Below are 22478 nucleotides of genomic sequence, written 5' to 3'. Positions count from 1 at the left end.
ATGGACCTTTGATGTAGATGAAACGGTCCGTACGCATTGCAAAAGACACTAATTCGAGATGGGTAATATGCTTGCCGATACAGCGTTTCCTCCCCTGCGCATTGATGCCCACCAACATTTCTGGCTGCTGGCCAACCGGGCCGGACAATGGCCGCCGCCGGAACTGGCGGAAATTCATCGCGATTTTCTGCCGGATCAGCTGGAGCCGCTGCTGCGGCAATATGGCATCGGCGGCAGCGTGCTGGTGCAATCCCTGCCAACCATGAGCGATACCTTGTTCCTGCTTAACCTGGCGGAGCGGCATTCGTTTGTCCGGGCGGTGGTTGGCTGGGCCGATTTGAAGGCACTCAATGCTGAACAGCAGATACCGCTGCTGGCCAGCCATCCGAAAATGCGCGGCCTGCGGCCGATGCTGCAAGACCTTGCCGACGACTGGATTGACGATCCGCTGCTGGCGCCGGCGATCGCCGCGATGCAACGCCATCGGCTGAGCATGGATGCGCTGGTGCTGCCGCGTCACTTGCCGGCTTTGCTGAAGTTTGCCGAACGCTATCCGGATTTACCGATCGTCATCGATCATGCGGCTAAACCGCAGATTGCCAGCGCCGCACTGGAGCCCTGGCGGGCATCGATTACCTGCCTGGCGGCGTTGCCGCAGGTGTATTGCAAGTTATCCGGGCTGGTGACCGAAGCTGCGGCCGACTGGCAGGTTGCGCAACTGCAGCCGTATGTAAGCCATGTCCTGGAGGTTTTCGGTGCGCAGCGGGTGATCTGGGGCAGCGACTGGCCGGTAGTCAGGCTGGCGGGTGATTATGGGCGCTGGCTGGCGGCGACCGACACGTTGCTGGGCGATCTCGATCCGCTCCAGCGGCAACAGGTGATGGGCTTGAATGCGCAGCGTTTCTATCGCTTGTAGCGGCACGGGAGGGCAAGCGAAGGCGCGCAGGTATCCGATCAACGCAGGAACACCTTGTTCATGATTTGCGTAACCGGATAGGCCACCAGCGACTGCACCGCATGCGGCAGATCCAGTGGCCGCATGATCATCTTGATGGTCATGTCGGGCGACAGATGGCTGCGTATGGTGGTGTTCATCTTGCTGTGGATCTGTTGCAGCATGGCCTGGTCGTCGGCGTGCTGCGGCGCTCTGGCGCTGAGCACGTGGCGCAGGGCGCAGGCAGCATCTTCATTTTTCATTTCCAGGGTGCGACGGCGCAAGGCGCCGAAGATGCGGTGCCGGCGTAATCCCTCGTTCTGCCGGAAACGGCGGAAGTAGCGGAAGAAGTGTTTGTAGTGATTTACTTCATCCTTGGCGATGCGCGAGGCCAGGTCCTTTAATACCGGTTCATCCGTACTGCGCGACAAGGCGCTGTAGAAAGTGGCGGTACCGGCTTCCACCACGCAGCGCGCCACCATTTCCAAACCTTTGCTGGGCTCCAGTAGTTCTACTTTGCAATAGGTCGAATATTCATCGAGGAAATTCTGATAGGCGGTTTGCCAGTCGAATTCCGGCCATATGTGCTCGACATAGGTGCGCAGCGCCTGGCCGTGCTGCAATTCTTCAACTTCCCATTGCTCACGTAGCCAATTGGAAATTTCCGGCTCGTCGCCGTAATAATCCACCAGGTTTTGGGTATATAAATGGGAGCCGCTTTCGACAAACGAAGCGCATGCGACCAGATAGAAAAGGTTTTCATTTGGCCGGACTTGTGCGGTATTAATTTTTGAAAAATCCAGGTCGGCGATTTTCCAATGCGTATTTTCTTCACTACCTTTGTGCATAATCAATCTCTCCATGAGGTTGTGACTGATATAGAACTCGCTTACAGGTAAGACGCTCGCTTCTACAATAGGTTCAAGGTACACGATTTTGCCGGAATGTGTGGATGTCGAGCTCATGCTACGATTAAGGCTTATTTTGCAGCGAGGCCCATATGAACGATCAAACCAAACAAAACGTCGAATATCGCGGTTACGTCATCGTGCCAAAGCCGGTGCAGGGGCACGACGATCTGTGGCATGACGGTTATCAGATATTGAAAGCCGGGGCTAGCGTTTCCAGCCGTACCAATACGGAAAGTGCGCACACCAGCGAGGATACGGCCTACGACAGCAGTGTGGAGTTTGCCAAAATCGAGGTAGATAACCTGGTTGCGTTGACGGAATAAGATGTAACCGGCGAGAGCCGTTGTGCCTGGCAATAGTTGATTTGTACATAAATAAAATACAAAAGAGACGGGTGCTTATGCAACGATCGCTATTTTCGACATATTCCGGGTTTGCCCCGTATGCGGCGGCATTGCTAGTGCTGCTGGCAGCAACTTCAAGCCAGGCCAGGGATGTACCGCAAGCGCCGACGGTTACCTACAAGATAGCAGGTTTGAAAAAACCTGCGGAAATCCTGGTAGACCAATGGGGTGTACCGCACATATACGCTGCGAATCAGGACGACGCATTTTTTGTCCAGGGTTTCAACGCGGCGCGCGACCGCCTGTTCCAGATCGATTTGTGGCGCCGTCGCGGCCTGGGGCAGCTGGCGCAGGTATTCGGTCCCGCCTATGTCCAGCAAGACCGTGCCGCCAGGCTGTTTCTATACCGTGGCGACATGCAGCGCGAGTGGCAATCCTACGGCCCGCAAGCGCAGCATGTGGCGGATACTTTCGTAGCAGGCATTAATGCCTACGTCGATTATATCAATACCCATCCGGATAAATTGCCGTTCGAGTTCAAGCAGCTCGGTTATGCACCGGCCCGATGGCTGGCGGAAGACGTGGTACGCATCCGCAGCCATGGCCTGACCCGCAATCTGACCAGTGAAGTGGCGCGTGCCAACGTCGCTTGCATAGCCGATCTTAAATCCGATGAAATCCGCGTCGGCCTGACGCCGAAATGGGAGACGGTGATACCCGACGGACTGGATCCTTGTCTGCCGAAAGATTTACTGAAAGTATTCCAGCTCGCCACCCAGGGCGTGAAGATCACTAAAGACAGCTTGCATAGTGCGCAGAGCGATGCCGTGGTGATTGCCGCCGCGGAGAATCCGGAAGAGATCACCGAAGGCAGCAACAACTGGGTAATCGCGCCGGCAAAATCCGCCACCGGCCGCGCCATCATGGCGAACGATCCGCATCGTGCGTATTCGACGCCGTCCTTGCGTTACATCGCCCATATCAATGCGCCGGGATTGAATGTCATCGGCGCCGGCGAACCCGCATTACCAGGTATTTCGATCGGACACAACGGCAGCATCGCCTTCGGCCTGACGATTTTCAATATCGACCAGGAAGATTTGTACGTCTACCAGATCAATCCTGAGCACGCGGATCAGTATAAATACCAAGGTAAATGGGAGCCGTTCAAGGTCATCACGGAACAAATCCAGGTCAAGGGTGCGACGCCGGTTAATGCCGAGCTGACATTCAGCCGGCATGGCCCGGTAATTTTTTTCGAGCCGGGGAAAAATCGTGCCTTCGCGGTGCGTTCGGGCTGGCTGGAACCCGGCATGTCGCCTTATTTCGGCAGCATAGAGTACATGCGCGCCAAGAATTTTGCCCAGTTCAAGCATTCCTTGCTGCATTGGGGCGCGCCGACCGAGAACCAGGTGTATGCCGATACCAAGGGCAATATCGGTTGGGTGCCGGGTGGGTTGGCGCCGATCCGTCCTGACTGGGATGGCTTGCTGCCGGTGCCAGGCGACGGCCGTTACGAATGGGCCGGCTTCTGGTCCGGTGACCAGCTGCCGTCAAGCTACAACCCGAAGCAAGGATGGTTCGCATCCGCCAATCAAATGAATTTGCCGGACGGTTATCCCTACCGCGAACGCAAGCTGGGTTTTGAGTGGACCAATAATTCGCGCTTCACGCGCATCAGTGAGGTGTTGTCGTCACTGGATAAAGTCTCGCTGGAAGATTCCATGCGTCTGCAAAATGACGATCTGTCGATTCCCGCCAGGCGTCTGATGACGTTGTTGAAACCGTTATCTTCCAGCGACGCGCAGACCCAGGCGGCGCTGAACGTATTTACCGGCTGGGATTTCGTCGAGCGCGCGGATTCGCCGCAGGCGGCTCTGTTTGAAGTCTGGCTCTCGCGCCATTTAGGTAAAGCTTTCAAGGACGCGGTGTTAAGCCCGGCCGCAGCCAAAGCAATGGGCGAGCCGGACGTTGCCGTATTGCTGGATAACCTGGAGCAGCCGGCGCCGCGTTTCGGCCCTGACGCGATGCACAAGCGCGACCAGCTATTGCTGACCAGCTTGAGCGAGGCTTATGCCGAGCTGCAAAAATTGCAAGGCAGCGATGCCAACCAATGGCAATGGGGCAAGCTGCATCACAACCTGATGGAACATCCCCTGGCCGCAGCAGTGGACGACGCCATCCGTGCAAAATTGAATGTCGGACCCATGCCCACTCATGGCGGCGCTTACTCTCCCAATCAATCGACCTATCGCAGCAGCGATTTCCTGCAAACCAACGGCCCGTCGTTCCGAGTGGTGGTCGATGTCGGCAACTGGGATAACTCGCGTGCGGTAAATTCACCTGGGCAATCGGGTGATCCGGATAGTCCGCATTATCGCGATCTGGCCGACAAGTGGCTCAAGGGTGAGTATTTCCCTTTGCTATATTCCCGTGCGGCGGTGGAGAAAGCCACGATGGAGAGGATTCTGCTGCAGCCGGGCAATTGAAGTCGCAGGCAGATGGCAACCAGGGCGCTGATCAGCGCCCTGGTTTTATCCAAGCTCGATACGTTGCGTGGTCTGTGAATTAAACCAATGTAAAGCTGCCGGGTCAAAACCGGCAGTGATTTTCTGTCCGGCTTCGACCGCAGTCGCAGCCGGTACCCGCATCACCAACAGCTGATCTCCAATCGATGCATGCACCAGCAGATCGGCGCCAAGCGCTTCGACCAGTTCCGCGCGCATCGTCAAGCCAGGCTGGCCAAAGATCAACTGTTCCGGGCGCAGACCCATGATGCAATCATGGCCGGCGATGGCGTTGTGGATAAACGGCAGCTTGATGGCGTCGGCGTTGGCTAGCGTGAAGCTGCCGCCATCGTCCGCCAGGCGCCCCTGCAACAGGTTCATCGGCGGTGAGCCTATAAAACTGGCGACAAAGGTAGTGGCCGGTTTGGCATAGACCTGGGCCGGCGTGCCGATTTGTTCGGCACGGCCGCCATTCATGACGATCATGCGCTGGCCCAATGTCATGGCTTCAACCTGGTCATGCGTGACATACAAACTGGTAGTGCCCAGCGTGCGATGCAGTTTCTGGATTTCCAGGCGCATCTGCACGCGCAGTTTGGCATCCAGGTTGGATAACGGCTCATCGAACAGGAATACTGCCGGTTCGCGCACGATCGCGCGCCCCATCGCCACCCGCTGGCGCTGGCCCCCGGACAATTGGCGTGGCGTACGCTGGAGCAGGGCGCCGAGCTCCAGGATCTTGGCCGCCTTTTGCACGCGGGTTTCGATGTCGTCCTTGCTCAGGCCGCGGATCTTCAAGCCGTAAGCCATGTTCTCGTACACGCTCATGTGCGGATACAGCGCATAGTTCTGGAACACCATGGCGATGTCGCGGTCTTTCGGCTCCAGCTTGTTGACTACGCGGTCGCCGATGACGATGTCGCCCGAAGTGATTTCTTCCAGTCCTGCCACCATGCGTAGCAGGGTTGATTTACCGCAGCCGGAAGGGCCCACCATGACAATGAATTCGCCATCGGCGATATCGATCGAAATGCCGTGGATGACATCGACCGCCTTGGGGGCCTTGCCGTAGGTTTTCTTGACGTTCTCTAGGTGTACTTTTGCCATATCACTTCTCGGAATCAACCAATCCTTTCACAAACCACTTTTGCATCACCACCACTACCAGGCCAGGCGGCAACATCGCCAGGATCAAAGTGGCCATCACCATATTCCATTCCACCGCCGAATCGCCGCCGGTAATCAAGGTCTTGATGCCGATACCGATCGGATACATGTCCTGGTTGGTGGCGATCATCAGCGGCCACAGATACTGGTTCCAGCCGTAGATGAACATGATCACGAACAGCGCGATGATATTGGTGCGCGACAGCGGCCAGATCACATCTTTGAAAAACCGTAGCGGCCCGGCGCCGTCGATGCGCGCCGCCTCCGCCAGTTCATCCGGAATGGTCAGGAAGAACTGACGGAACAGGAAGGTAGCTGTGGCCGAAGCGATCAACGGTATGGTCAGGCCGGCGTAGGTATTCAGCATGCCGAAATCGGATACCACCTGATAGGTCGGCGTGATACGTACTTCCACCGGCAGCATCAAGGTCAGGAAAATCATCCAGAAGAAGAACGAGCGCCCGGGAAAGCGGAAATACACCATGGCAAATGCCGACAGCATGGAAATCGAAATCTTGCCGATAGCGATCGCCAGCGCCGAGATCAGGCTCACCATCAGCATGCGCGCCACTGGCGGCGCCGAAACGTTGCCTGATGCGCCCTTGGTCAATAGCGCGCTGTAGTTTTCGATAAAGTGTGTGCCGGGCAGCAAGGACATGGGTGCGGCGGCTGCCTGCTCGGCAGTTTGCGTGCTGGCGACGAAAGCCACATAAAGTGGAAAGGCGATGATGATGACACCCAGCAGCAGCACCAGGTGGCTGATCATGTCGAGGATGGGGCGGCGCTCAATCATGTGCGTCTTTCAGGACGTTTTCAGCGAGAATCTTCATGCGTACTGGACTTTCTTTTCGACATACTTGAATTGCACCACGGTGAGCACGATGACGATGGTCATCAGGATCACCGACTGCGCCGCGGCGCTACCCAGGTCGCCGCCCTTGAAGCCGTCGAGGAATACCTTGTAGACCAGGATTTCGGTATCCTTGCCGGGACCGCCCTGGGTGGTGGCTTCGATAATCGCGAAGGTGTCGAAAAAGGCGTAGACGATATTCACCACCAGCAGAAAGAAGGTAGTTGGCGATAACAGCGGGAATACGATGGTCGCAAACCGTTTTACCGGTCCCGCACCGTCAATGGCGGCGGCTTCGATCAGCGATTTCGGTATCGATTGCAGCCCGGCCAGGAAGAACAGGAAGTTGTAGCTGACCTGTTTCCAGACCGCGGCGATCACGATCAGGATCATGGCGTGGCGGCCGTTCAAGACGTGATTCCAGTCGATGCCGATATAATGCAGCCAGTGGGAGATAATCCCCAGCGTCGGACTCAGCATGAACATCCACAGCACGCCGACCACCACCGGCGATACCGCATACGGCCAGATCAGGAAGGTTTTGTAGATTGCCGCGCCTTTGATCACCCGATCGGCGAAGGCGGCCAGGATCAGCGATATCGACAGGCCAAGTACCGCCACCAGTACCGAGAACACGGCGGTGGTCTTGAAGGAGCCGAGGTAATTGCTGTCGGCGAACAGTGTGCGGAAATTATCGAACCAGACGAATTCCGAATAACCGCCGAAAGCATCTTGCAGCAGCATCGACTGGTACAGGGCTTGCACCGCCGGCCAGACGAAAAACAACAGGGTGACAATGATCTGCGGCGCCACCAGGGCATAGGGCAGCCAGGCAGACTTGAAGCGAGCGCGTTTTTCCACGATGGGACTTTCTATCGTCCGCGGCGATGCGGGATTTCAGGGTGAGACGAAACTGCAATTTCGCAGGGGGGCGTGTCCATGCGTGAACCAGGAAATGACCGCATATTCACTTGGTTAACGCGTGGGCAAAAAAACTTGCCCACCCTACCTGCACAACTATCTGGCGGTTACTTGTTTGTTTTCTCGAAACGTTCCAGCAGCAGGTTGCCGCGTTCCACTGCCGTATCCAAAGCCTGCTTGGGCGTAATTTTGCCGGTCCAGACGTTTTCCAGTTCTTCGTCGATGATCGTGCGGATCTGCGGCATGTTGCCGAGACGGATGCCGCGCGACTTGTCGGTCGTCTTGGTGATCATCTGCTTGACCGCAACGTCGGTGCCTGGATTGCGGTCATAGAAACCGGATTTGCGGGTGATTTCGTAAGCGGCGAGAGTGGTCGGCAGATAGCCGGTTTCCTGATGCCATTTGGCCTGCACTTCCGGCTGCGACAAGAACTTGAAGAACTTGGCCACGCCTTTGTAATCCTCGGTTTTCTTGCCGCCCATGACCCACAGCGAAGCGCCGCCGATCATGGTGTTTTGCGGCGCGCCGGGGACATCGTTGTAATACGGCAGGGTAGCGATACCAAATTTGAATTTGGAATTTTTCGCGATATCCGCATAGCTGGAAGACGAACCGGTCAGCAAGCCGCATTCACCGGAATAGAATTTCGAGGTTGCCTCATCCTTGCGGCCGGCATAAGTGAACAAGCCTTGCTTGGCCCAGTTGGCCAGGTTCTGGATATGCTTGACGTGCAACGGGCTGTTGAACTTGAGGCGGGTATCGAGGCCGTCGAAGCCATTGTTCCTGGAGGCGAATTCAACGTTGTGCCAGGTCGAGAACGATTCCAGTTCGACCCATGACTGCCAGGTCGTAGTGTAGCTGCACTTGGCGCCGCTGGCTTTCAGCTTGGCGGCGTCGGCCGCCAGCTCGGTCCAGGTGACTGGCGGTTTGTTCGGATCGAGGCCGGCCTTGGCAAACATGTCCTTGTTATAGAACATGACGGTGGTCGAGCTGTTGAATGGCAGAGACAGCAAGCCGGCACCCTTTGGCGCGGCGTAGTAGCCACCGATGGCGGGTACGTAGGCCGCCGGGTCGAACGGTTCGCCGGCCAGCTTCATGACTTCCGACACCGGCTTGATGGCGCCCTTGGAATACATCATGGTGGCGGTGCCGACTTCGAATACCTGCAATATATCGGGGGCGTTGCCGGCGCGGTACGCAGCGGTTGCCGCCGCCATGGCTTCGTCGTAGGCGCCCTTGTACACCGGGACTACCTTGTATTCGGTCTGACTCTTGTTGAATTCATCGGCCAGGCCGTTGACGCGATCGCCGAGAGCGCCGGCCATGGAATGCCACCAGGATATCTCGGTGGTGGCATGCGCTGAAATACTCATGGTCGCCAGCATGCAGGCGATGGCAAGTGCTTTGAATTTCAATTTCATCAGGGCCCCCGTAAAATTTTTTATGGTAGCGAATCGGTATGACGACCGCATGACAGCAATCGCCTCGCTATAAAGCGGGATTCTATAGGTGACCTTGCGGGCGGCGCAATGTTTGTTTTCCATTGCACAATCAATGTGGCCGTGCAGACGTTGTTTGTCGACGGCCTTGGCTGGATGTGGATGGATTCACATATCGCCATAAGTGTAATGAAAATTACCTTTAGTTCGAGGCAGGTCTCTAGCTTTCATTTTGAAAATCGGTGTATTCTCAAACACCACAATTTCAGGCTATTTTTGACCTGGAACAGATGAAAGTGTAAGTTAAATTACACAATAAAAATATCAGGAGACGCTGTGATCCCACGCCAGTTATTCAATTCAGACCACGAAGAGTTCAGACAAAGCTTGCGCCGCTTTCTGCAGGCCGAGGTGCTGCCGCGCCACGCAGCATGGGAAGAGCAAGGCTTTGTCGATCGCGATATCTGGCAGCGCGCCGGCGAACTAGGCTTCCTGTGCACCAATATGCCGGAAAACTATGGCGGCTCCGGAGTCGACCGCAAGTTCAGTACTATCGTGCTGGAAGAACTGGCAAGCAGCAACGCCTCGGGCATTGGCTGGCCATTGCATTCCGACATAGTGGCGCCTTACCTGCTGCGCTACGGCAGCGACGAATTGAAGCAAGCCTGGCTGCCGAAGATGGCCGCCGGCACCGTGATCACGGCGATCGCGATGACGGAACCCGGCACCGGATCGGATTTGCAGGCGATACAAACCACGGCGCTCGAAGATGGCGACGACTACATCGTCAACGGCTCCAAGATATTCATCACCAACGGCTATAACAGCGACATGGTGGTGGTGGCGGTCAAGGTCGGCGACAAGGCGCGTGGCGCCAAGAATGTGTCGTTACTGGTAATCGAAGCCGACCGGCCCGGTTTCAGCAAGGGCAAGCCCTTGAAGAAGATCGGCATGAAGGCCCAGGATACCTGCGAGCTGTTCTTCGAGAATGTGCGGGTCCCCAAGAGCAATATCATTGGCCAGGTCGGCGCCGGTTTCACCATGCTGATGCAGGAACTGGCTTGGGAGCGGCTACTGATTGCGATCACTTCGGTGGCTAATGCCGAGGCCATGCTCACCGCGACTATCGAGTACACGCGCGACAGGCAGGCCTTCGGCCGTACGGTGTCTTCGTTTCAGAACACGCGCTTCAAGCTGGCAGAGATGAAAACCGAACTGCAGATCGCCCGTGTGTTTGTCGATCGTTGCGTCGAGCTGGAAGTGGCTGGCGAGTTACGGGTCGATGCCGCTGCTGCTGCCAAGTATTGGTGCTCCGATTTGCAAGGGAAGGTACTGGACCAGTGCCTGCAATTGCACGGCGGTTACGGCTTCATGCAAGAATATGCGATCGCGCGCGCTTATATCGATGCCCGTGCCCAGCGCATTTATGGCGGCACCAATGAAATCATGAAAGAGATTATTTCTCGGTCGATATAAATATCTCAATAAATAATATCTCAATAAATAAAGACATAGCTATGGAAAATGAATTGCGTTACGACGGCCGCGTGGCGATTGTCACCGGCGCCGGCAACGGCTTGGGACGGGCACACGCTTTGCTGCTGGGAGCGCGCGGCGCCAAGGTGGTGGTGAATGACCTGGGCGGTGACGTCCACGGCGGCGGCAAGTCCAGTGCGGCCGCCGATCAGGTGGTAGCCGAGATCAAGGCGGCCGGCGGCATCGCGGTTGCCAACTACGATTCGGTGGAGGACGGCACGCAGATCGTGCAGACTGCACTCGATCATTTTGGCGGTGTCGACATCGTGATCAACAATGCCGGCATTTTGCGCGACAGCAGTTTCGCCAAGATGACAGAGGATGACTGGGACCTGATCTATCGGGTTCACGTACTCGGCGCTTTCCGCGTCACGCACGCTGCGTGGCCGCATATGCGCAATAAAGGTTTCGGCCGCATCGTCATGACCACCTCGGCTGCGGGGATCTACGGCAATTTCGGTCAAGCCAACTACAGCATGGCGAAGATGGGGTTGATCGGCATGGCGAATACGCTGGCGATTGAAGGCGCTGCGAAAAACGTGCTGGTCAACACGATTGCACCGCTGGCCGGTTCGCGCATTTCGGAAACGGTGATGCCGCCGCAAATGCTGGAGGCGCTCAAGCCCGAGTATGTCGCACCGCTGGCGGCGTATCTATGTCACGAAAGCTGCAAGGAGAATGGCAGCTTGTTTGAAGTCGGCGCCGGTTTCCACGCCAGGCTGCGTTGGCAGCGTACGCAAGGCCACCATTTCCAGGGGCAGGCTTTCGGGCCCGAGGAGGTGGCAGAAAAATGGCAACAGATTGGCGATTTCGATGACGTCACCTATCCCAAGAGCATAGGCGAGTCGTTGATGTCGATCGTGCAGGGCGTCGGTTCGCCATTCGGTCAGGGTAAGCCTTGATCTGCAATGGCTAATCCGCTTTTGTCCGGCATCCGGGTGCTTGATCTGACCCGTTTGCTGCCCGGACCTTTTTGCAGCTTTTACCTGGCGCAACTGGGAGCCGAAGTCATCAAGCTGGAAGAGCCGCAAGGCGGCGACTACGCCCGCGCGCTGGCGCCGGAATTATTCACTCTGCTCAATCGCGGCAAACAGTCGGTTACCCTGGATTTGCGGCAACCTGAAGCTGTCGCCATTCTAAAAAAAATGGCAGCGCAGGCCGACGTCCTGATCGAATCATTCCGGCCTGGCGTGATGGATAAACTGGGGTGCGGCTATCAGGACTTGAAGCTGGCCAATCCGCGTCTGGTATACGCAGCGTTGACCGGTTATGGGCAGACTGGCCCTTATAAAGATCGGGCCGGGCATGACATGAATTATTGCGCCTATGCCGGCTTGCTGGATCAAACCGGCGCTGCCGACGGTGCGCCGGTGCTGTCGAATTTCCAAAGCGCGGATCTGGCCGGCGGCGCCTTGACCTGTGCCCTCGGCATTCTGGCTGCAGTGATAGGCGCGCGTGCTTCGGGGCGGGGCGCCATGGTCGACGTCGGCATGCTTGACGGCACGCTGGCGCTACAGACGTTATCGCTGGCCACTATCCGCGCACTGGGCGAGAGCAGCGCGCGCGGCAACGACATGTTGAGCGGTGGCCTGGCCAACTACAACATCTACGCCTGCGCCGATGGCAAGTACGTTGCAATGGCGGCATTGGAACCTAAATTCTTCCTCAATTTCTGTAATGCTGTCGGGCGCCCCGACCTGACCGCCATGTCATTGGCGCCCGACACACAGCAGTCGCGGCCGGCAGGCGCAACCCTGAGGACTGCCCTGAGCGAATTGTTCAAGACCCGCTCGCGCGATGAATGGGAACTGCTGCTGGCAGACCGTGACTGCTGCGTGTCGGGCATTTATACTCCGCAGGAGGCGCTGGATAATCCACAAGTCAAGGCGCGCGGCCAGATCAGGATGGAAGATGGTAAGCCTTTATCGGATTTGCCGATCAAGTTCAGCGATGCGGTGGGGATCGGTAGTAGCGGCGAGTGCCCGGCATTGGGAGCGGATACTTTCGGCGTGTTGGCACAGCTGGGATTGGATGAAGCCACCTTGGCGGCATTGTCGGCCAGCGGTGCGATTTAAAGGTGTGATTTGAAACGGATTTGAATATTTAAATAACCAGAGGAAATGAAATGACAGTCAACGACATCATCAAACTCATGCCGTCAGGCTTGAATACGGTCGCCGCGGCGGATATGGAAAAAAGCATTCAATTCGATATTTCGAGTCCGATGTACTTGTTGATCGATCACGGCACATGCACCGCGCATGAAGGCGTGCTCGATACCGCAGACGTGGCGCTGACGATGGCGGATGAAGATTTGAAGGCGTTGCTGAAAGGGGAGTTGAACGGCGCCATGGCGTACATGAGCGGTAAGCTGAAACTGAAAGGCGACATGATGCTCGCCCAGAAGATTCCTGCTTTGTTTGATGCCAGCAAGATTGCCTGATTCATCTTGGTTAGCTGAGTTGCCTGCGGCTCCTCATCGGCATCGATGAAGAGCCGCTTCATGTCACTCGAAGTGTTTGCCTTGTTCCGCCATTTTCACCAATATTGCCGCCGGCGTGAAATGGCTGCCGAATTGCGCTGAGAGCTGATTCGCCCGTTCCACAAAGTTGGCGACGCCATAAGCGTTGATATATTGCAGTGCGCCGCCTTGAAATGGTGCAAAGCCCCAGCCGAAGATGCTGCCGATATTGGTGTCGGCGACAGTCAGCACCACCTTTTCCTCATAGCATTTAGCCGCTTCATTGGCTTGCACAAACATCATGCGTTCGATCAAGTCTTTTTGCGGCAACTGCGTTGCCGCGAGTGGAAAGGCTTGCTGCAAACCGGGCCACAGATGTTTGCTTTCATTCTCGGGATAATCGTAAAATCCTTTGCCGGCTTTTTTTCCTTTGCGGTCTAGTTGCTTCACCATTTTTTCCAGTCCCGCATCAGCCGGATGGCCGGCAAAAGGCTTGCCTGCTTCCGCGAAATCCTTGCGGGTCTGTTCCAGGATGTGGAACGACAACGACAGGCTGACTTCGTCATGCACCGCCAGCGGGCCAACCGGCATGCCAGCCTGCAAGCCGGCCATTTCGATGGCGCGCGGGTGCTGGCCTTCCATCAGCAGTTGCAACCCTTCCATCACGTAAGTGCCAAATACCCGTGAGGTGTAAAAGCCGCGTGAATCGTTGACCACGATCGGGGTTTTCCTGATCTGCTGCACATAGTCGAAACCACGCGCCAGCGTTTGCTGGCTGGTATGCTGGCCGACGATGATTTCAACCAGCGGCATCTTGTCTACCGGTGAAAAGAAATGCAGGCCGATGAAATTTTCCGGGCGTACGCTGGCTTGCGCCAGACCGGTGATCGGCAAGGTTGAAGTATTCGATGCAAACACCGCATCTGCACTGATTAACGCTTCGGTTTTCCGGGTCACCTCTGCCTTGACCTGACGATCTTCAAAGACGGCTTCGATAATCAGGTCGCAGCTCGCCAGATCGTTGAAATCCACGGTCGGCTTGATACGGTTCAGCAAAATTTCCTTGCCTTCCGCAGTTTGCTGCTTGCGCCGGATCGCCTTGTCCAATAGTTTGGCAGAGTAGTCCTTGCCGTTTTCCGCAGTTGCCATGCTGTTATCCAGCAGTACCACTTCTATACCTGCCTTGGCCGAGGCGTAGGCAATGCCGGCGCCCATCATCCCCGCGCCGAGTATCCCGACTTTACTGACTTTGGAAGGAGCAATGCCTTCCGGCCGCGACTTGCCCTTGTTGATGGCGTTGAGCTGGAACCACAGCGTGCCGATCATGTTCTTGGCGACTGGCGACAAGGCGCAGTTGACGAAGTAGCGCGATTCGATTTCGCAGCCGGTATCGAAATCGACAATGCCGCCTTCAAACACGCAGCTCATGATGTTGGTGGCAGCTGGATAGTTGCCGTAGGTCTTGGCGCTTGCCATCGAGGGCGCGATAGCCCACAGCTGGCCGTTGCCCGGGCTTCTTGAATCGCCGCCCGGCCAACGGAATTTCTTGTCGTCCCACGGCTGCCTGGCCTTTGGATTGGCAAGGCACCAGGCTTTGGCTTTCGCGAGCAAGTCCTCTTTGTCGTTCGCCAGCTCTTGCACGATTCCTTGTTGCAGCGCTTCTTCGGCGCGTAGTTCCTTGCCTTCCAACATCAGCTGCAATGCGCTCTGGATGCCGATCATGCGTGGCAAGCGCTGCGTGCCGCCGCCTCCTGGCAGCAGGCCAAGTTTTACTTCGGGCAGGCCGAATTTGGCTTTCGGATTGTTGATGGCGATGCGGTAGTGGCAAGCCAATGCCAGCTCCAGGCCACCGCCCAGCGCGGTGCCGTTGAGTGCCGCCACCACTGGCCGGCCGCACAATTCAAGGCGACGCAGGAAACCTTTGAATTCCTGCACCATGTCGAAAGCAGTTTCAGCTTCAGTGATCTGAAACAGTTTTTCAATGTCGGCGCCGGCGACGAAATCCGCCTTGCCCGAGGTGACGATGACGCCGGCGATGGCGGGATCTGCTTCAATACCGGCAATCGCGTCCATGAACGGTTTGGTCAACGCTTCGTTCAAGACATTCATCGAACGTCCCGGCATGTCGAGGGTCAGCGTGACGATATTGTCCGCATCTTTTTGGGAATTTACACTCATGATCTGGCTCTCGTTAAATTCGTTCGATGATGGTGGCGATGCCCATGCCGCCGCCGACGCACAGCGAGATCAAGGCTGTCGCCTTGCCGCTGCGTTCCAGTTCGTCGAGCGCGGTGCCGAGGATCATGGCGCCGGTCGCACCCAGCGGATGTCCCATGGCGATGGAGCCGCCGTTGACGTTGACCCGGGATGGATCAATATCGAGATCGCGGACAGCGCGCATGACAACCGCGGCAAACGCTTCATTGATTTCAAACAGATCGATATCCTTGGCCGCCATCTTGGCCTTGGCTAGCGCCTTGCGCGCGGCCGGGGCGATGCCGGTCAGCATGATGGTCGGCTCCGAACCGGTGACGGCGGTGGCGACGATCCTGGCACGTGGCTTCAATCCCAGTTTCTGGCCGATCTCTTTGCTGCCGACCAATACCAGCGCAGCGCCATCGACAATGCCGGAAGAATTACCGGCATGATGGACATGGTTGATCTTTTCGACAGTGGTGTATTTACGCAGCGCCGTCGCATCGAAACCCATCTGGCCGATTTGTTCGAAGGCCGGTTTCAGAGCCGCCAGGTTTTCTATCGTGGTTTGCGCGCGGATGTACTCGTCATGATCCAGTATCACCATGCCATTCAAATCCTTGACCGCAATCAGGGATTTATTGAAACGGCCTTCGACGCGGGCACGCGCAGCTTTCTGTTGCGATTGCAGGGCAAAATTATCGACATCGCTGCGTGAAAAATTTTCCAGTGTCGCGATCAGGTCCGCGCCAATGCCTTGCGGTGCAAAGCCGGTGATCTGGTTGACCCGCGGATCCATGAACCAGGCACCGCCGTCCGAACCCATGGCCCAGCGCGACATGCTTTCAACGCCGCCCGCCACCACCAGTTGTTCCTGGCCCGACATGACTTTCATCGCCGCCAGGTTGACGGACTCCAGGCCCGAGGCGCAAAACCGCGATTGCGTCACCCCCGGCACCGACTGGTCCCAGCCGGCATACAGCACCGCGGTACGGGCAATGTCCGCACCTTGTTCGCCGACCGGCGTCACGCAGCCGAGCACCACGTCATCGACCTGCGAGGTGTCAAGGCGGTTGCGTTGTTCCAGCGCTTGCAGCAGTTGGGCCAGCAGATTGACCGGTGTTACCTGGTGCAGGCTGCCGTCTTTCTTGCCTTTGCCGCGCGGGGTCCGTACGGAATCGAAAATATAGGCTTCAGTCATAGCGTCTCCGGCTTGTATGTTCTGGTAATTGAAATTACACTTTGCTTGGTGTCTGGTGCATACTGGTTACCCACTGTAATTAAAGCCATGGCCAGCGTCAATTGGTAACTCACTCTAAACCGGCCTGTCGGATGCGTATGACCGGCATGTAATGCAAGTGTGTAATATTCGTTACACATATATCATAATCACAATAAACCCATGTCATCGGAAAAACAGAAAATCGTGCTGGACCGCGCCTTGCTCAAGCCTCTGATCAGAGAGAAGATCGAGAGTGCAGTGCTGGATTTATTCTCGGAGCGCGAATTCCACAGCGTCAGTTTCGGCGAGATCGCCAGCGCCGCCAGCGTCTCTCTGCAGACAATTTATAAATACTACGGCAGCAAGGAAGCGCTGTTGTTTGCCTGTCTGGAAACCTGGCTGGGCATATTGGCCTCGCGCATGCTTGATCACTTGCAGGGCATTGAGAGTTGCCAGGATAAATTGCGCAAGGTGTTCTGGGTCGTGCTGGATTTTTTCGACCGAAATCCCAAAGTCAGCCAGCTCATCATGAGTTCGCTGCAGATCAGTGCATGGGGGCGCGACCGCACTTTTCGGCAACCGGAAATGATGGAAGTATTGATGAAGACCTTGACCGATGGCCGCGCGCAGGGCGTGTTGACTGATGAGGTGGATGAAAAAATCCTGCTGGATTATTTCATAGGCATCCTCGAACGGCTGGTGCACATGCATACGATGCGCGGCGAAAAGGAGCCGCTGGCGCTACAGGCGAATGCACTGTTCAAAATGTTGTGGCGGGCGATCGCCAGGCCGGAGCAAGTTTAAGCAAATCCGTCTCGCGGATAAAAAAATAGCGCCGGCTGTAAAGCTGGCGCTATTTTTTATGTGACGTCGATCAGTTCTTAATCGACGTCAACGGTAACAAATTTGTCTTAAGCAAAGTTCTTCGAAGCAAATTCCCAGTTCGCCAATGCCCAGAATGCTTCCAGGTATTTTGGACGGGCATTGCGGTAGTCGATGTAGTAAGCATGTTCCCATACGTCGACTGTGATCAAAGGCTTGGCATCGGTGGTCAGCGGTGTGGCTGCGTTGGAAGTCGACACCAGGCCGAGCGAACCGTCAGCATTCTTTACCAGCCAGGCCCAGCCGGAGCCGAAAGTGCCGACTGCAGTCTTGGTCAGTTCTTCCTTGAATTTGTCGAACGAACCCCACTTGGCGTTGATGGCATCTGCCAATGCGCCGGTTGGTGCGCCGCCTCCTTGTGGCGACAGGCTGTTCCAGTAGAAAGTGTGGTTCCAGACTTGCGCTGCATTGTTGAAAATGCCGCCGGAAGATTTCTTGACGATCTCTTCCAGAGTTGCATTTTCGAATTCTGTGCCAGGAACCAGATTGTTCAGGTTAGTCACATAGGTCTGGTGATGTTTGCCATAGTGAAATTCCAGGGTTTCCTTGGAGATGTGTGGAGCCAATGCATCCAGAGCGTATGGGAGGGGCGGGAGTGTGTGTGCCATATTGTGTCCTATAGTTTTATTGGGATAACAAAGAAGCTGTTGCCTATACATCTAGTGAAAATAAACAGTTTCCAGGGAACGGCTATTGTAAAGCGCTTAGCAGATCCATGCAGCATGCTTACGAATTCTTCTTGTCTTTACTTATTACAAATCGATCTTAATCGAGCGTAGCCTGCACACTGTCGATGCCGACCTTGGCGCTGCCTTCAGCCAATTGCACCGTGACGACATGGCGTGGCTGCAATGCCTGCGGCGTACGGATCACATGGCCCTTGGCGTCCGAGATAATGGCGTAGCCACGCTCCAGCGTGCGTTGCGGATTGAGCAGTTCCAGCTGCGCATTCAGCGCTGCCAGCGCCTGGCGGCCATGCCGGCTTTGCATCGCCATGGCGCCGCTAAGGCGTCGGCTTTGTTCCAGCAATGCATTGCGTGGCGCCACTGTGCTGGGGATTTGTCCGGCCAGGCGCGTGCGCAGGTTGAGCAACGCGTAGCGCGATTGCGTCAGCGGGATGCGGGTGGCGTGTAGCAACCTGGCTTGCAGGCTGTGCAGCTTGAGGCGTTCATGGGCGATGGTGGTCGCCGGGCTGGTCAAGCGACGGCTCAGCCAGTCCAGGGTCTGGCTGGCTTCGCCGAGCTGGCGCCGCAAGGCGCGAGTCAGGTCATCGGCATGGGTCTCCAGCAATGCCAGCCAGTCGGCACGCGGCACCGTTGCCAGTTCGGCGGCAGCGGTAGGGGTAGCGGCACGCAAGTCGGCGGCAAAATCGGCAATCGTGAAATCGGTTTCGTGGCCGACGCCGGATATCACCGGCATCGGCGCGGCGACGATGGCGCGTGCTACGGCCTCATCGTTGAACGACCAAAGGTCTTCGATACTGCCGCCGCCGCGGCACACCAGCAGCAGTTCGCATTCGGCGCGTGCGGCAGCGGTATTGATGGCGCGCGCGATCTTTTCTGCGGCGCCGTCGCCTTGCACCGGGGTTGGATACAGAATTACACGTACATGCGGCGCACGCCGTGCCAGTGCACTCAGGATGTCGCGCAGCGCCGCCGCCTGCAAGCTGGTGACGATGCCGATACAGCGTGCGAATTGCGGCAGCGGCCGTTTGCGGGCCGGATCGAACAAGCCTTCCGCATTCAGCTTTTCTTTCAGGCGTAAGAACGCTTCATACAGATTACCGACCCCCGCGCGCCGGATCGCTTCGACGTTGAGCTGGTAGTCGCCACGCGCGGCATACAGCGTTACCAGCGCCCGCACTTCAACCTTGTCGCCGTCGCGCGGGGTGAAGCCGGCATGCTGGGCACGGCCCTTGAACATCACGCCACGCACTTGTGCCGCGTCGTCCTTCAGCGTGAAGTACCAGTGGCCGGAGGCGTAGCTTTTGAAATTCGATATCTCACCCGAGACCCAGGCCAGTGGAAAACTGCGTTCCAGCATGCGCGCAACAGCTTGATTCAAAGCGGACACCGTGAGTACTGGCGGTCCGCTGGAATGGTTGTCGGTGGTGCTGGAAAAATTCATACGGGCTTTCTGGGAGTCTTGATTTGCGTGTGATTATTCGCGGCTGATTCGGCGGCCTGCCGACATTGTAAAGCACGGTCGCTGAACATCAATGGAAAAGCGAAACAAATCAAGGACTTGTCCTGATTGCAGTGTGCTTGCACACAAGCTTATCCACATAATCTGTGGGTAACTCTGGCATTGCGCGGGTTTGTGGATATCCGCAAACCAGGTCATGATAAAACGACCATGAAAGATGAGAAAAATTGTCGTCGCTATCCGTAATATGCGGTTTCAGGCGCATTTGAAGCGATTCGCAACAGTAGCGAAAAGGTGTTTCCAATCAAGGACTTCGTGTGATTCAAGTGTGCTTGTACACAAAGTTATCCCCAAAATCTGTGGAGAACTTTGGCCTCCTGTCGCCGGCATAGCCTGCACGTTTTTGATGCAGTACGAAAAAATCCTTTGAAATCATGGGCTTCACAACTGAGTTAAGTAGTTGTCCACAATCTTGTTCACATAATATGTGTGGAACTCCGCATCGCATTTGCTTGCAGTGAAATCAACGGTAAAAAATTTCCATCGCGCAACGCTGCTCGCGCTTGCTCACAAGCCTTCAACAAGTTACATTCTGCATCCATGCTGATGAACCCTCATCCGTATTTGTCGATATTGAATGCGATTTCACCAAGGAGTTTCTTTTGTTTGCCATTATTCAAGCTGCGGGCTGGCCGATCTGGTTTTTGTTAATTGCCTCCGTCATTGCCACCGCATTGATTATCGAACGTCTGGTTTACCTACGCCGGCCGCGCATTTTGCCGCCGCAGTTATTGCAAGAAGTGATACGGGTTTATCACAACGGCAAGATCAATAATGAAGTTCTTACCAATCTGGAAACCAATTCGCCGCTGGGACGGGTGCTGGCTGCCGGCCTGCGTAACGTCGACGCACCGCGCGACCTGATGAAAGAGTCGATTGAAGAAGCAGGCCAGGCCACTGCACATGAATTGGAGCGTTTCCTGACCACGCTCGGTACCATTGCGTCGCTGGCGCCGTTGATGGGTTTGTTCGGCACTGTGGTCGGCATGATCGAAATTTTTGGCGCAACCAATGGCGCCGGTGCCGATCCAGCACAACTGGGGCACGGCATTTCCGTTTCCTTGTACAACACCGGTTTCGGCCTGGCGATTGCCATGCCTGCATTGATTTTCTATCGCCATTTCCGGGCGCTGGTGGATAGCTTCGTCGTCGATATGGAGCAGCAGGCTGTAAAATTTGTCGATACTGTTCACGGCGCGCGCAAATAATGAATTTTCGTAAAGGCAAGGGTCGCGAAGATCCCGAAATCAATCTGATTCCGTTTATCGATGTGCTGCTGGTGATCGTGATTTTCCTGATGGTCACCACCAGTTACAGCAAATTCACAGCGTTGCAAATTACCTTGCCGACTGCCGATGCCGACAAGGCCATGGTGCAGCCGCTGGAAATCAACGTGGCGGTCAATCCGCAGGGCCAGTACGCAGTCAACAATGTGCGGGTGTCATCGAAAGATGCAGCGTCATTGGCGCTGGATCTGAAGAATGCCGCACAGGCCGGTGGTGAGTCCGGCCAGGGAAAAGGCAACCCGGGCGACCCGGTGGTAATCATCAATGCTGACGCCATGGCGACCCACCAGACCGTGATCAATGTACTGGAAGCTGCGCGTCTGGCCGGTTTCGACAAGATCACGTTTGCTGCGCAGACTAGTGGCCACAAATAAATCTTCGCTTGAATCGACGCTGAGCGCGGCCTGGCAACGGCGCGGCCTGCTGGCATGTCTGTTGTGGCCGTTGTCACTCTTGTTCGGCCTGGTGGCGACACTGCGGCGCCGTTTGTATGCAGCCGGCTGGCAAGCCAGTACCCGCTTGCCGGTACCGGTGATAGTGGTCGGCAATATTTTTGTCGGCGGCACCGGCAAGACACCGCTGACGATCTGGCTGGTGCGAGCGTTGCGGGAAGCGGGCTATGTGCCTGGCGTGATTTCGCGCGGTTATGCGGCGCAGTCCGGCGCCGGACAATCCGCTGTACGCCATGTGAGCGGAACATCGCTGGCGGCCGAAGTGGGCGACGAGCCTTTGTTGATTGCCGGCCGCGCGCAGTGTCCGGTGGTGGTGGGCCGCGATCGGGTGGCAGCCGCCGAGGCCTTGTTGCAGGCGCACCCCGAGGTCAATCTGATTCTGTCGGACGATGGATTGCAACATTATCGACTGCAACGAGATATCGAAATCGTTCTGTTCGATGCGCGCGGTGTCGGCAACGGCTGGCTGCTGCCGGCCGGGCCGTTGCGTGAGCCGCCTTCCCGCCGGCGTGATTTTACCGTGGTGAATGCGGCCACCATTCCAGCATCGATGCCGGCTTCGACCGTCCGCATGCAGTTGGTTGGCGAGCAAGCGGTGCAGCTCGGCGATGCGAACCAGGTGAGGGCGCTGGCCAGCTTGCGGGACCCTGCATTGCGGATTACCGCCGCTGCCGGCATCGGCAATCCGCAACGGTTTTTTTCGATGCTGACTGAGGCCGGATTAGCATTTGAGACACTGGCCTTGCCCGATCATCATGATTTTTCCGACAACCCATTTGCGGCGCTGCAGGCAGAGCTCATCCTGATTACGGAAAAGGATGCAGTAAAATGTCGGCAAATAGAGACGATCAGGAACGATCCGAGGATCTGGGTCGTTCCAGTGACGGCGCAGATTGACGCCGCGCTGTCTCATCAAATACATCAAATTCTGGAGAAACTCCGTGGACACCCAACTGCTTGACATCCTGGTTTGCCCTATCTGCAAAGGGCCGCTGCATTACGACAAGAAAGCTCAGGAACTGATTTGCAACGCCGACAAGCTGGCCTATCCGATTCGCGATGGCATCCCTATCATGTGGGCCGATCAGGCACGTGACCTGACCAGTCCGGCTGCGGATGCGGCGCCGGCAGCATAGGCGGCGCATATTGTGGATATTGTAGATAT

The 22478-nt window shown here is 56.4% G+C and carries 21 protein-coding genes; 12 read left to right on the top strand and 9 right to left on the bottom strand.

All coding sequences use genetic code 11. The annotated features are described in order from the left end of the window. The first annotated feature begins 67 nt into the window (after positions 1-67). The gene (locus tag BM205_RS05985; RefSeq protein WP_175511180.1) at positions 68-916 is read left to right on the top strand and encodes an amidohydrolase family protein; all 849 of its coding nucleotides are present in this window, start codon (positions 68-70) and stop codon (positions 914-916) included. Between the two features lie 38 nt (positions 917-954). Here the strand turns inward: BM205_RS05985 and BM205_RS05980 are convergent, their stop codons facing one another. Beyond that, the gene (locus BM205_RS05980) at positions 955-1782 is read right to left on the bottom strand and encodes a ferritin-like domain-containing protein (protein ID WP_092413502.1); all 828 of its coding nucleotides are present in this window, start codon (positions 1780-1782) and stop codon (positions 955-957) included. Between the two features lie 152 nt (positions 1783-1934). Between BM205_RS05980 and BM205_RS05975 the strand changes: the two genes are divergently transcribed. Both BM205_RS05975 and BM205_RS05970 read left to right on the top strand, forming a co-directional pair. After that, positions 1935-2168 (top strand): hypothetical protein, encoded by a 234-nt coding sequence (locus tag BM205_RS05975; RefSeq protein WP_092413500.1) that lies wholly within the window; start codon positions 1935-1937, stop codon positions 2166-2168. Positions 2169-2245: 77 nt separating this feature from the next. Continuing rightward, a complete protein-coding gene (locus tag BM205_RS05970; RefSeq protein ID WP_092413498.1) occupies positions 2246-4678 on the top strand; it encodes a penicillin acylase family protein in 2433 nt (810 codons plus the stop codon). A gap of 45 nt (positions 4679-4723) precedes the next feature. On the opposite strand, the gene BM205_RS05965 is transcribed toward BM205_RS05970, so the two are convergent. The 4 genes from BM205_RS05965 to ugpB all read right to left on the bottom strand — a co-directional run bounded on the left by BM205_RS05965 (position 4724) and on the right by ugpB (position 9055). After that, positions 4724-5803, bottom strand: coding sequence for a sn-glycerol-3-phosphate import ATP-binding protein UgpC (locus BM205_RS05965; RefSeq protein WP_092413496.1), 1080 nt, complete (start codon positions 5801-5803; stop codon positions 4724-4726). A 1-nt stretch (position 5804) separates the two neighbouring features. Beyond that, positions 5805-6656, bottom strand: a complete 852-nt coding sequence (gene ugpE / locus BM205_RS05960) for a sn-glycerol-3-phosphate ABC transporter permease UgpE (protein ID WP_092413494.1) — start codon at positions 6654-6656, stop codon at positions 5805-5807. Between the two features lie 33 nt (positions 6657-6689). After that, positions 6690-7574 carry a sn-glycerol-3-phosphate ABC transporter permease UgpA gene (gene ugpA, locus BM205_RS05955; RefSeq protein ID WP_092413492.1) on the bottom strand — a complete coding sequence of 295 codons (885 nt, stop codon included), beginning with the start codon at positions 7572-7574 and terminating at the stop codon, positions 6690-6692. Positions 7575-7741: 167 nt separating this feature from the next. Beyond that, on the bottom strand, positions 7742-9055 hold the full coding sequence (gene ugpB / locus BM205_RS05950; protein WP_092413790.1) for a sn-glycerol-3-phosphate ABC transporter substrate-binding protein UgpB: 1314 nt from the start codon (positions 9053-9055) through the stop codon (positions 7742-7744). Positions 9056-9409: 354 nt separating this feature from the next. On the opposite strand from ugpB, the gene BM205_RS05945 reads away from it, so the two are divergent. The 4 genes from BM205_RS05945 to BM205_RS05930 are packed head-to-tail and all read left to right on the top strand — an operon-like array spanning position 9410 to position 13052. Further along, on the top strand, positions 9410-10549 hold the full coding sequence (locus BM205_RS05945; protein WP_092413490.1) for an acyl-CoA dehydrogenase family protein: 1140 nt from the start codon (positions 9410-9412) through the stop codon (positions 10547-10549). 41 nt (positions 10550-10590) lie between these two features. After that, positions 10591-11511 carry an SDR family oxidoreductase gene (locus tag BM205_RS05940; protein WP_092413488.1) on the top strand — a complete coding sequence of 307 codons (921 nt, stop codon included), beginning with the start codon at positions 10591-10593 and terminating at the stop codon, positions 11509-11511. Between the two features lie 6 nt (positions 11512-11517). Next, positions 11518-12684: a CaiB/BaiF CoA transferase family protein gene (locus BM205_RS05935; protein WP_092413486.1), complete on the top strand. Its 1167-nt coding sequence runs from the start codon at positions 11518-11520 to the stop codon at positions 12682-12684. Between the two features lie 50 nt (positions 12685-12734). Further along, entirely contained in the window at positions 12735-13052 is a 318-nt protein-coding gene (locus BM205_RS05930; RefSeq protein WP_092413484.1) for an SCP2 sterol-binding domain-containing protein, read from the top strand. Positions 13053-13115: 63 nt separating this feature from the next. Here the strand turns inward: BM205_RS05930 and BM205_RS05925 are convergent, their stop codons facing one another. Both BM205_RS05925 and BM205_RS05920 read right to left on the bottom strand, forming a co-directional pair. Continuing rightward, positions 13116-15248, bottom strand: coding sequence for a 3-hydroxyacyl-CoA dehydrogenase NAD-binding domain-containing protein (locus tag BM205_RS05925; protein WP_092413482.1), 2133 nt, complete (start codon positions 15246-15248; stop codon positions 13116-13118). A 13-nt stretch (positions 15249-15261) separates the two neighbouring features. Next, a complete protein-coding gene (locus BM205_RS05920; protein WP_092413480.1) occupies positions 15262-16467 on the bottom strand; it encodes an acetyl-CoA C-acetyltransferase in 1206 nt (401 codons plus the stop codon). A gap of 201 nt (positions 16468-16668) precedes the next feature. Between BM205_RS05920 and BM205_RS05915 the strand changes: the two genes are divergently transcribed. Next, on the top strand, positions 16669-17292 hold the full coding sequence (locus tag BM205_RS05915; RefSeq protein ID WP_254783763.1) for a TetR/AcrR family transcriptional regulator: 624 nt from the start codon (positions 16669-16671) through the stop codon (positions 17290-17292). Between the two features lie 107 nt (positions 17293-17399). Here the strand turns inward: BM205_RS05915 and sodB are convergent, their stop codons facing one another. Then, on the bottom strand, positions 17400-17978 hold the full coding sequence (sodB, locus tag BM205_RS05910; protein ID WP_092413478.1) for a superoxide dismutase [Fe]: 579 nt from the start codon (positions 17976-17978) through the stop codon (positions 17400-17402). A gap of 157 nt (positions 17979-18135) precedes the next feature. Next, positions 18136-19497, bottom strand: coding sequence for an exodeoxyribonuclease VII large subunit (gene xseA / locus BM205_RS05905; protein ID WP_092413476.1), 1362 nt, complete (start codon positions 19495-19497; stop codon positions 18136-18138). A gap of 680 nt (positions 19498-20177) precedes the next feature. Here xseA and BM205_RS05900 point away from each other — a divergent pair. The 4 genes from BM205_RS05900 to BM205_RS05885 are packed head-to-tail and all read left to right on the top strand — an operon-like array spanning position 20178 to position 22449. Then, on the top strand, positions 20178-20783 hold the full coding sequence (locus BM205_RS05900; protein WP_092413474.1) for a MotA/TolQ/ExbB proton channel family protein: 606 nt from the start codon (positions 20178-20180) through the stop codon (positions 20781-20783). After that, a complete protein-coding gene (locus tag BM205_RS05895; RefSeq protein ID WP_092413472.1) occupies positions 20783-21235 on the top strand; it encodes an ExbD/TolR family protein in 453 nt (150 codons plus the stop codon). Before BM205_RS05900 ends, BM205_RS05895 begins: the two co-directional genes overlap by 1 nt. After that, positions 21222-22274: a tetraacyldisaccharide 4'-kinase gene (lpxK, locus tag BM205_RS05890; protein WP_254783762.1), complete on the top strand. Its 1053-nt coding sequence runs from the start codon at positions 21222-21224 to the stop codon at positions 22272-22274. Before BM205_RS05895 ends, lpxK begins: the two co-directional genes overlap by 14 nt. Further along, positions 22255-22449 (top strand): Trm112 family protein, encoded by a 195-nt coding sequence (locus BM205_RS05885; protein ID WP_092413468.1) that lies wholly within the window; start codon positions 22255-22257, stop codon positions 22447-22449. The genes lpxK and BM205_RS05885 overlap by 20 nt, the downstream gene beginning before the upstream one ends. Positions 22450-22478: the final 29 nt, after the last annotated feature.

Source organism: Collimonas sp. OK307 (assembly GCF_900113705.1).
Taxonomy (GTDB): domain Bacteria; phylum Pseudomonadota; class Gammaproteobacteria; order Burkholderiales; family Burkholderiaceae_D; genus Collimonas.
This window is presented reverse-complemented; position numbering and strand designations above follow the sequence as displayed.

What these genes read in the sequence shown, in the direction of transcription:
- BM205_RS05985 (WP_175511180.1), top strand. Translation starts at nt 68, where the DNA reads ATGCTTGCCGATACAGCGTTTCCTCCCCTGCGCATTGATGCCCACCAA.
- BM205_RS05980 (WP_092413502.1), bottom strand. Translation starts at nt 1,782, where the DNA reads ATGCACAAAGGTAGTGAAGAAAATACGCATTGGAAAATCGCCGACCTG.
- BM205_RS05975 (WP_092413500.1), top strand. Translation starts at nt 1,935, where the DNA reads ATGAACGATCAAACCAAACAAAACGTCGAATATCGCGGTTACGTCATC.
- BM205_RS05970 (WP_092413498.1), top strand. Translation starts at nt 2,246, where the DNA reads ATGCAACGATCGCTATTTTCGACATATTCCGGGTTTGCCCCGTATGCG.
- BM205_RS05965 (WP_092413496.1), bottom strand. Translation starts at nt 5,803, where the DNA reads ATGGCAAAAGTACACCTAGAGAACGTCAAGAAAACCTACGGCAAGGCC.
- ugpE (WP_092413494.1), bottom strand. Translation starts at nt 6,656, where the DNA reads ATGATTGAGCGCCGCCCCATCCTCGACATGATCAGCCACCTGGTGCTG.
- ugpB (WP_092413790.1), bottom strand. Translation starts at nt 9,055, where the DNA reads ATGAAATTGAAATTCAAAGCACTTGCCATCGCCTGCATGCTGGCGACC.
- BM205_RS05940 (WP_092413488.1), top strand. Translation starts at nt 10,591, where the DNA reads ATGGAAAATGAATTGCGTTACGACGGCCGCGTGGCGATTGTCACCGGC.
- BM205_RS05935 (WP_092413486.1), top strand. Translation starts at nt 11,518, where the DNA reads ATGGCTAATCCGCTTTTGTCCGGCATCCGGGTGCTTGATCTGACCCGT.
- BM205_RS05930 (WP_092413484.1), top strand. Translation starts at nt 12,735, where the DNA reads ATGACAGTCAACGACATCATCAAACTCATGCCGTCAGGCTTGAATACG.
- BM205_RS05925 (WP_092413482.1), bottom strand. Translation starts at nt 15,248, where the DNA reads ATGAGTGTAAATTCCCAAAAAGATGCGGACAATATCGTCACGCTGACC.
- BM205_RS05920 (WP_092413480.1), bottom strand. Translation starts at nt 16,467, where the DNA reads ATGACTGAAGCCTATATTTTCGATTCCGTACGGACCCCGCGCGGCAAA.
- BM205_RS05915 (WP_254783763.1), top strand. Translation starts at nt 16,669, where the DNA reads ATGTCATCGGAAAAACAGAAAATCGTGCTGGACCGCGCCTTGCTCAAG.
- sodB (WP_092413478.1), bottom strand. Translation starts at nt 17,978, where the DNA reads ATGGCACACACACTCCCGCCCCTCCCATACGCTCTGGATGCATTGGCT.
- xseA (WP_092413476.1), bottom strand. Translation starts at nt 19,497, where the DNA reads ATGAATTTTTCCAGCACCACCGACAACCATTCCAGCGGACCGCCAGTA.
- BM205_RS05895 (WP_092413472.1), top strand. Translation starts at nt 20,783, where the DNA reads ATGAATTTTCGTAAAGGCAAGGGTCGCGAAGATCCCGAAATCAATCTG.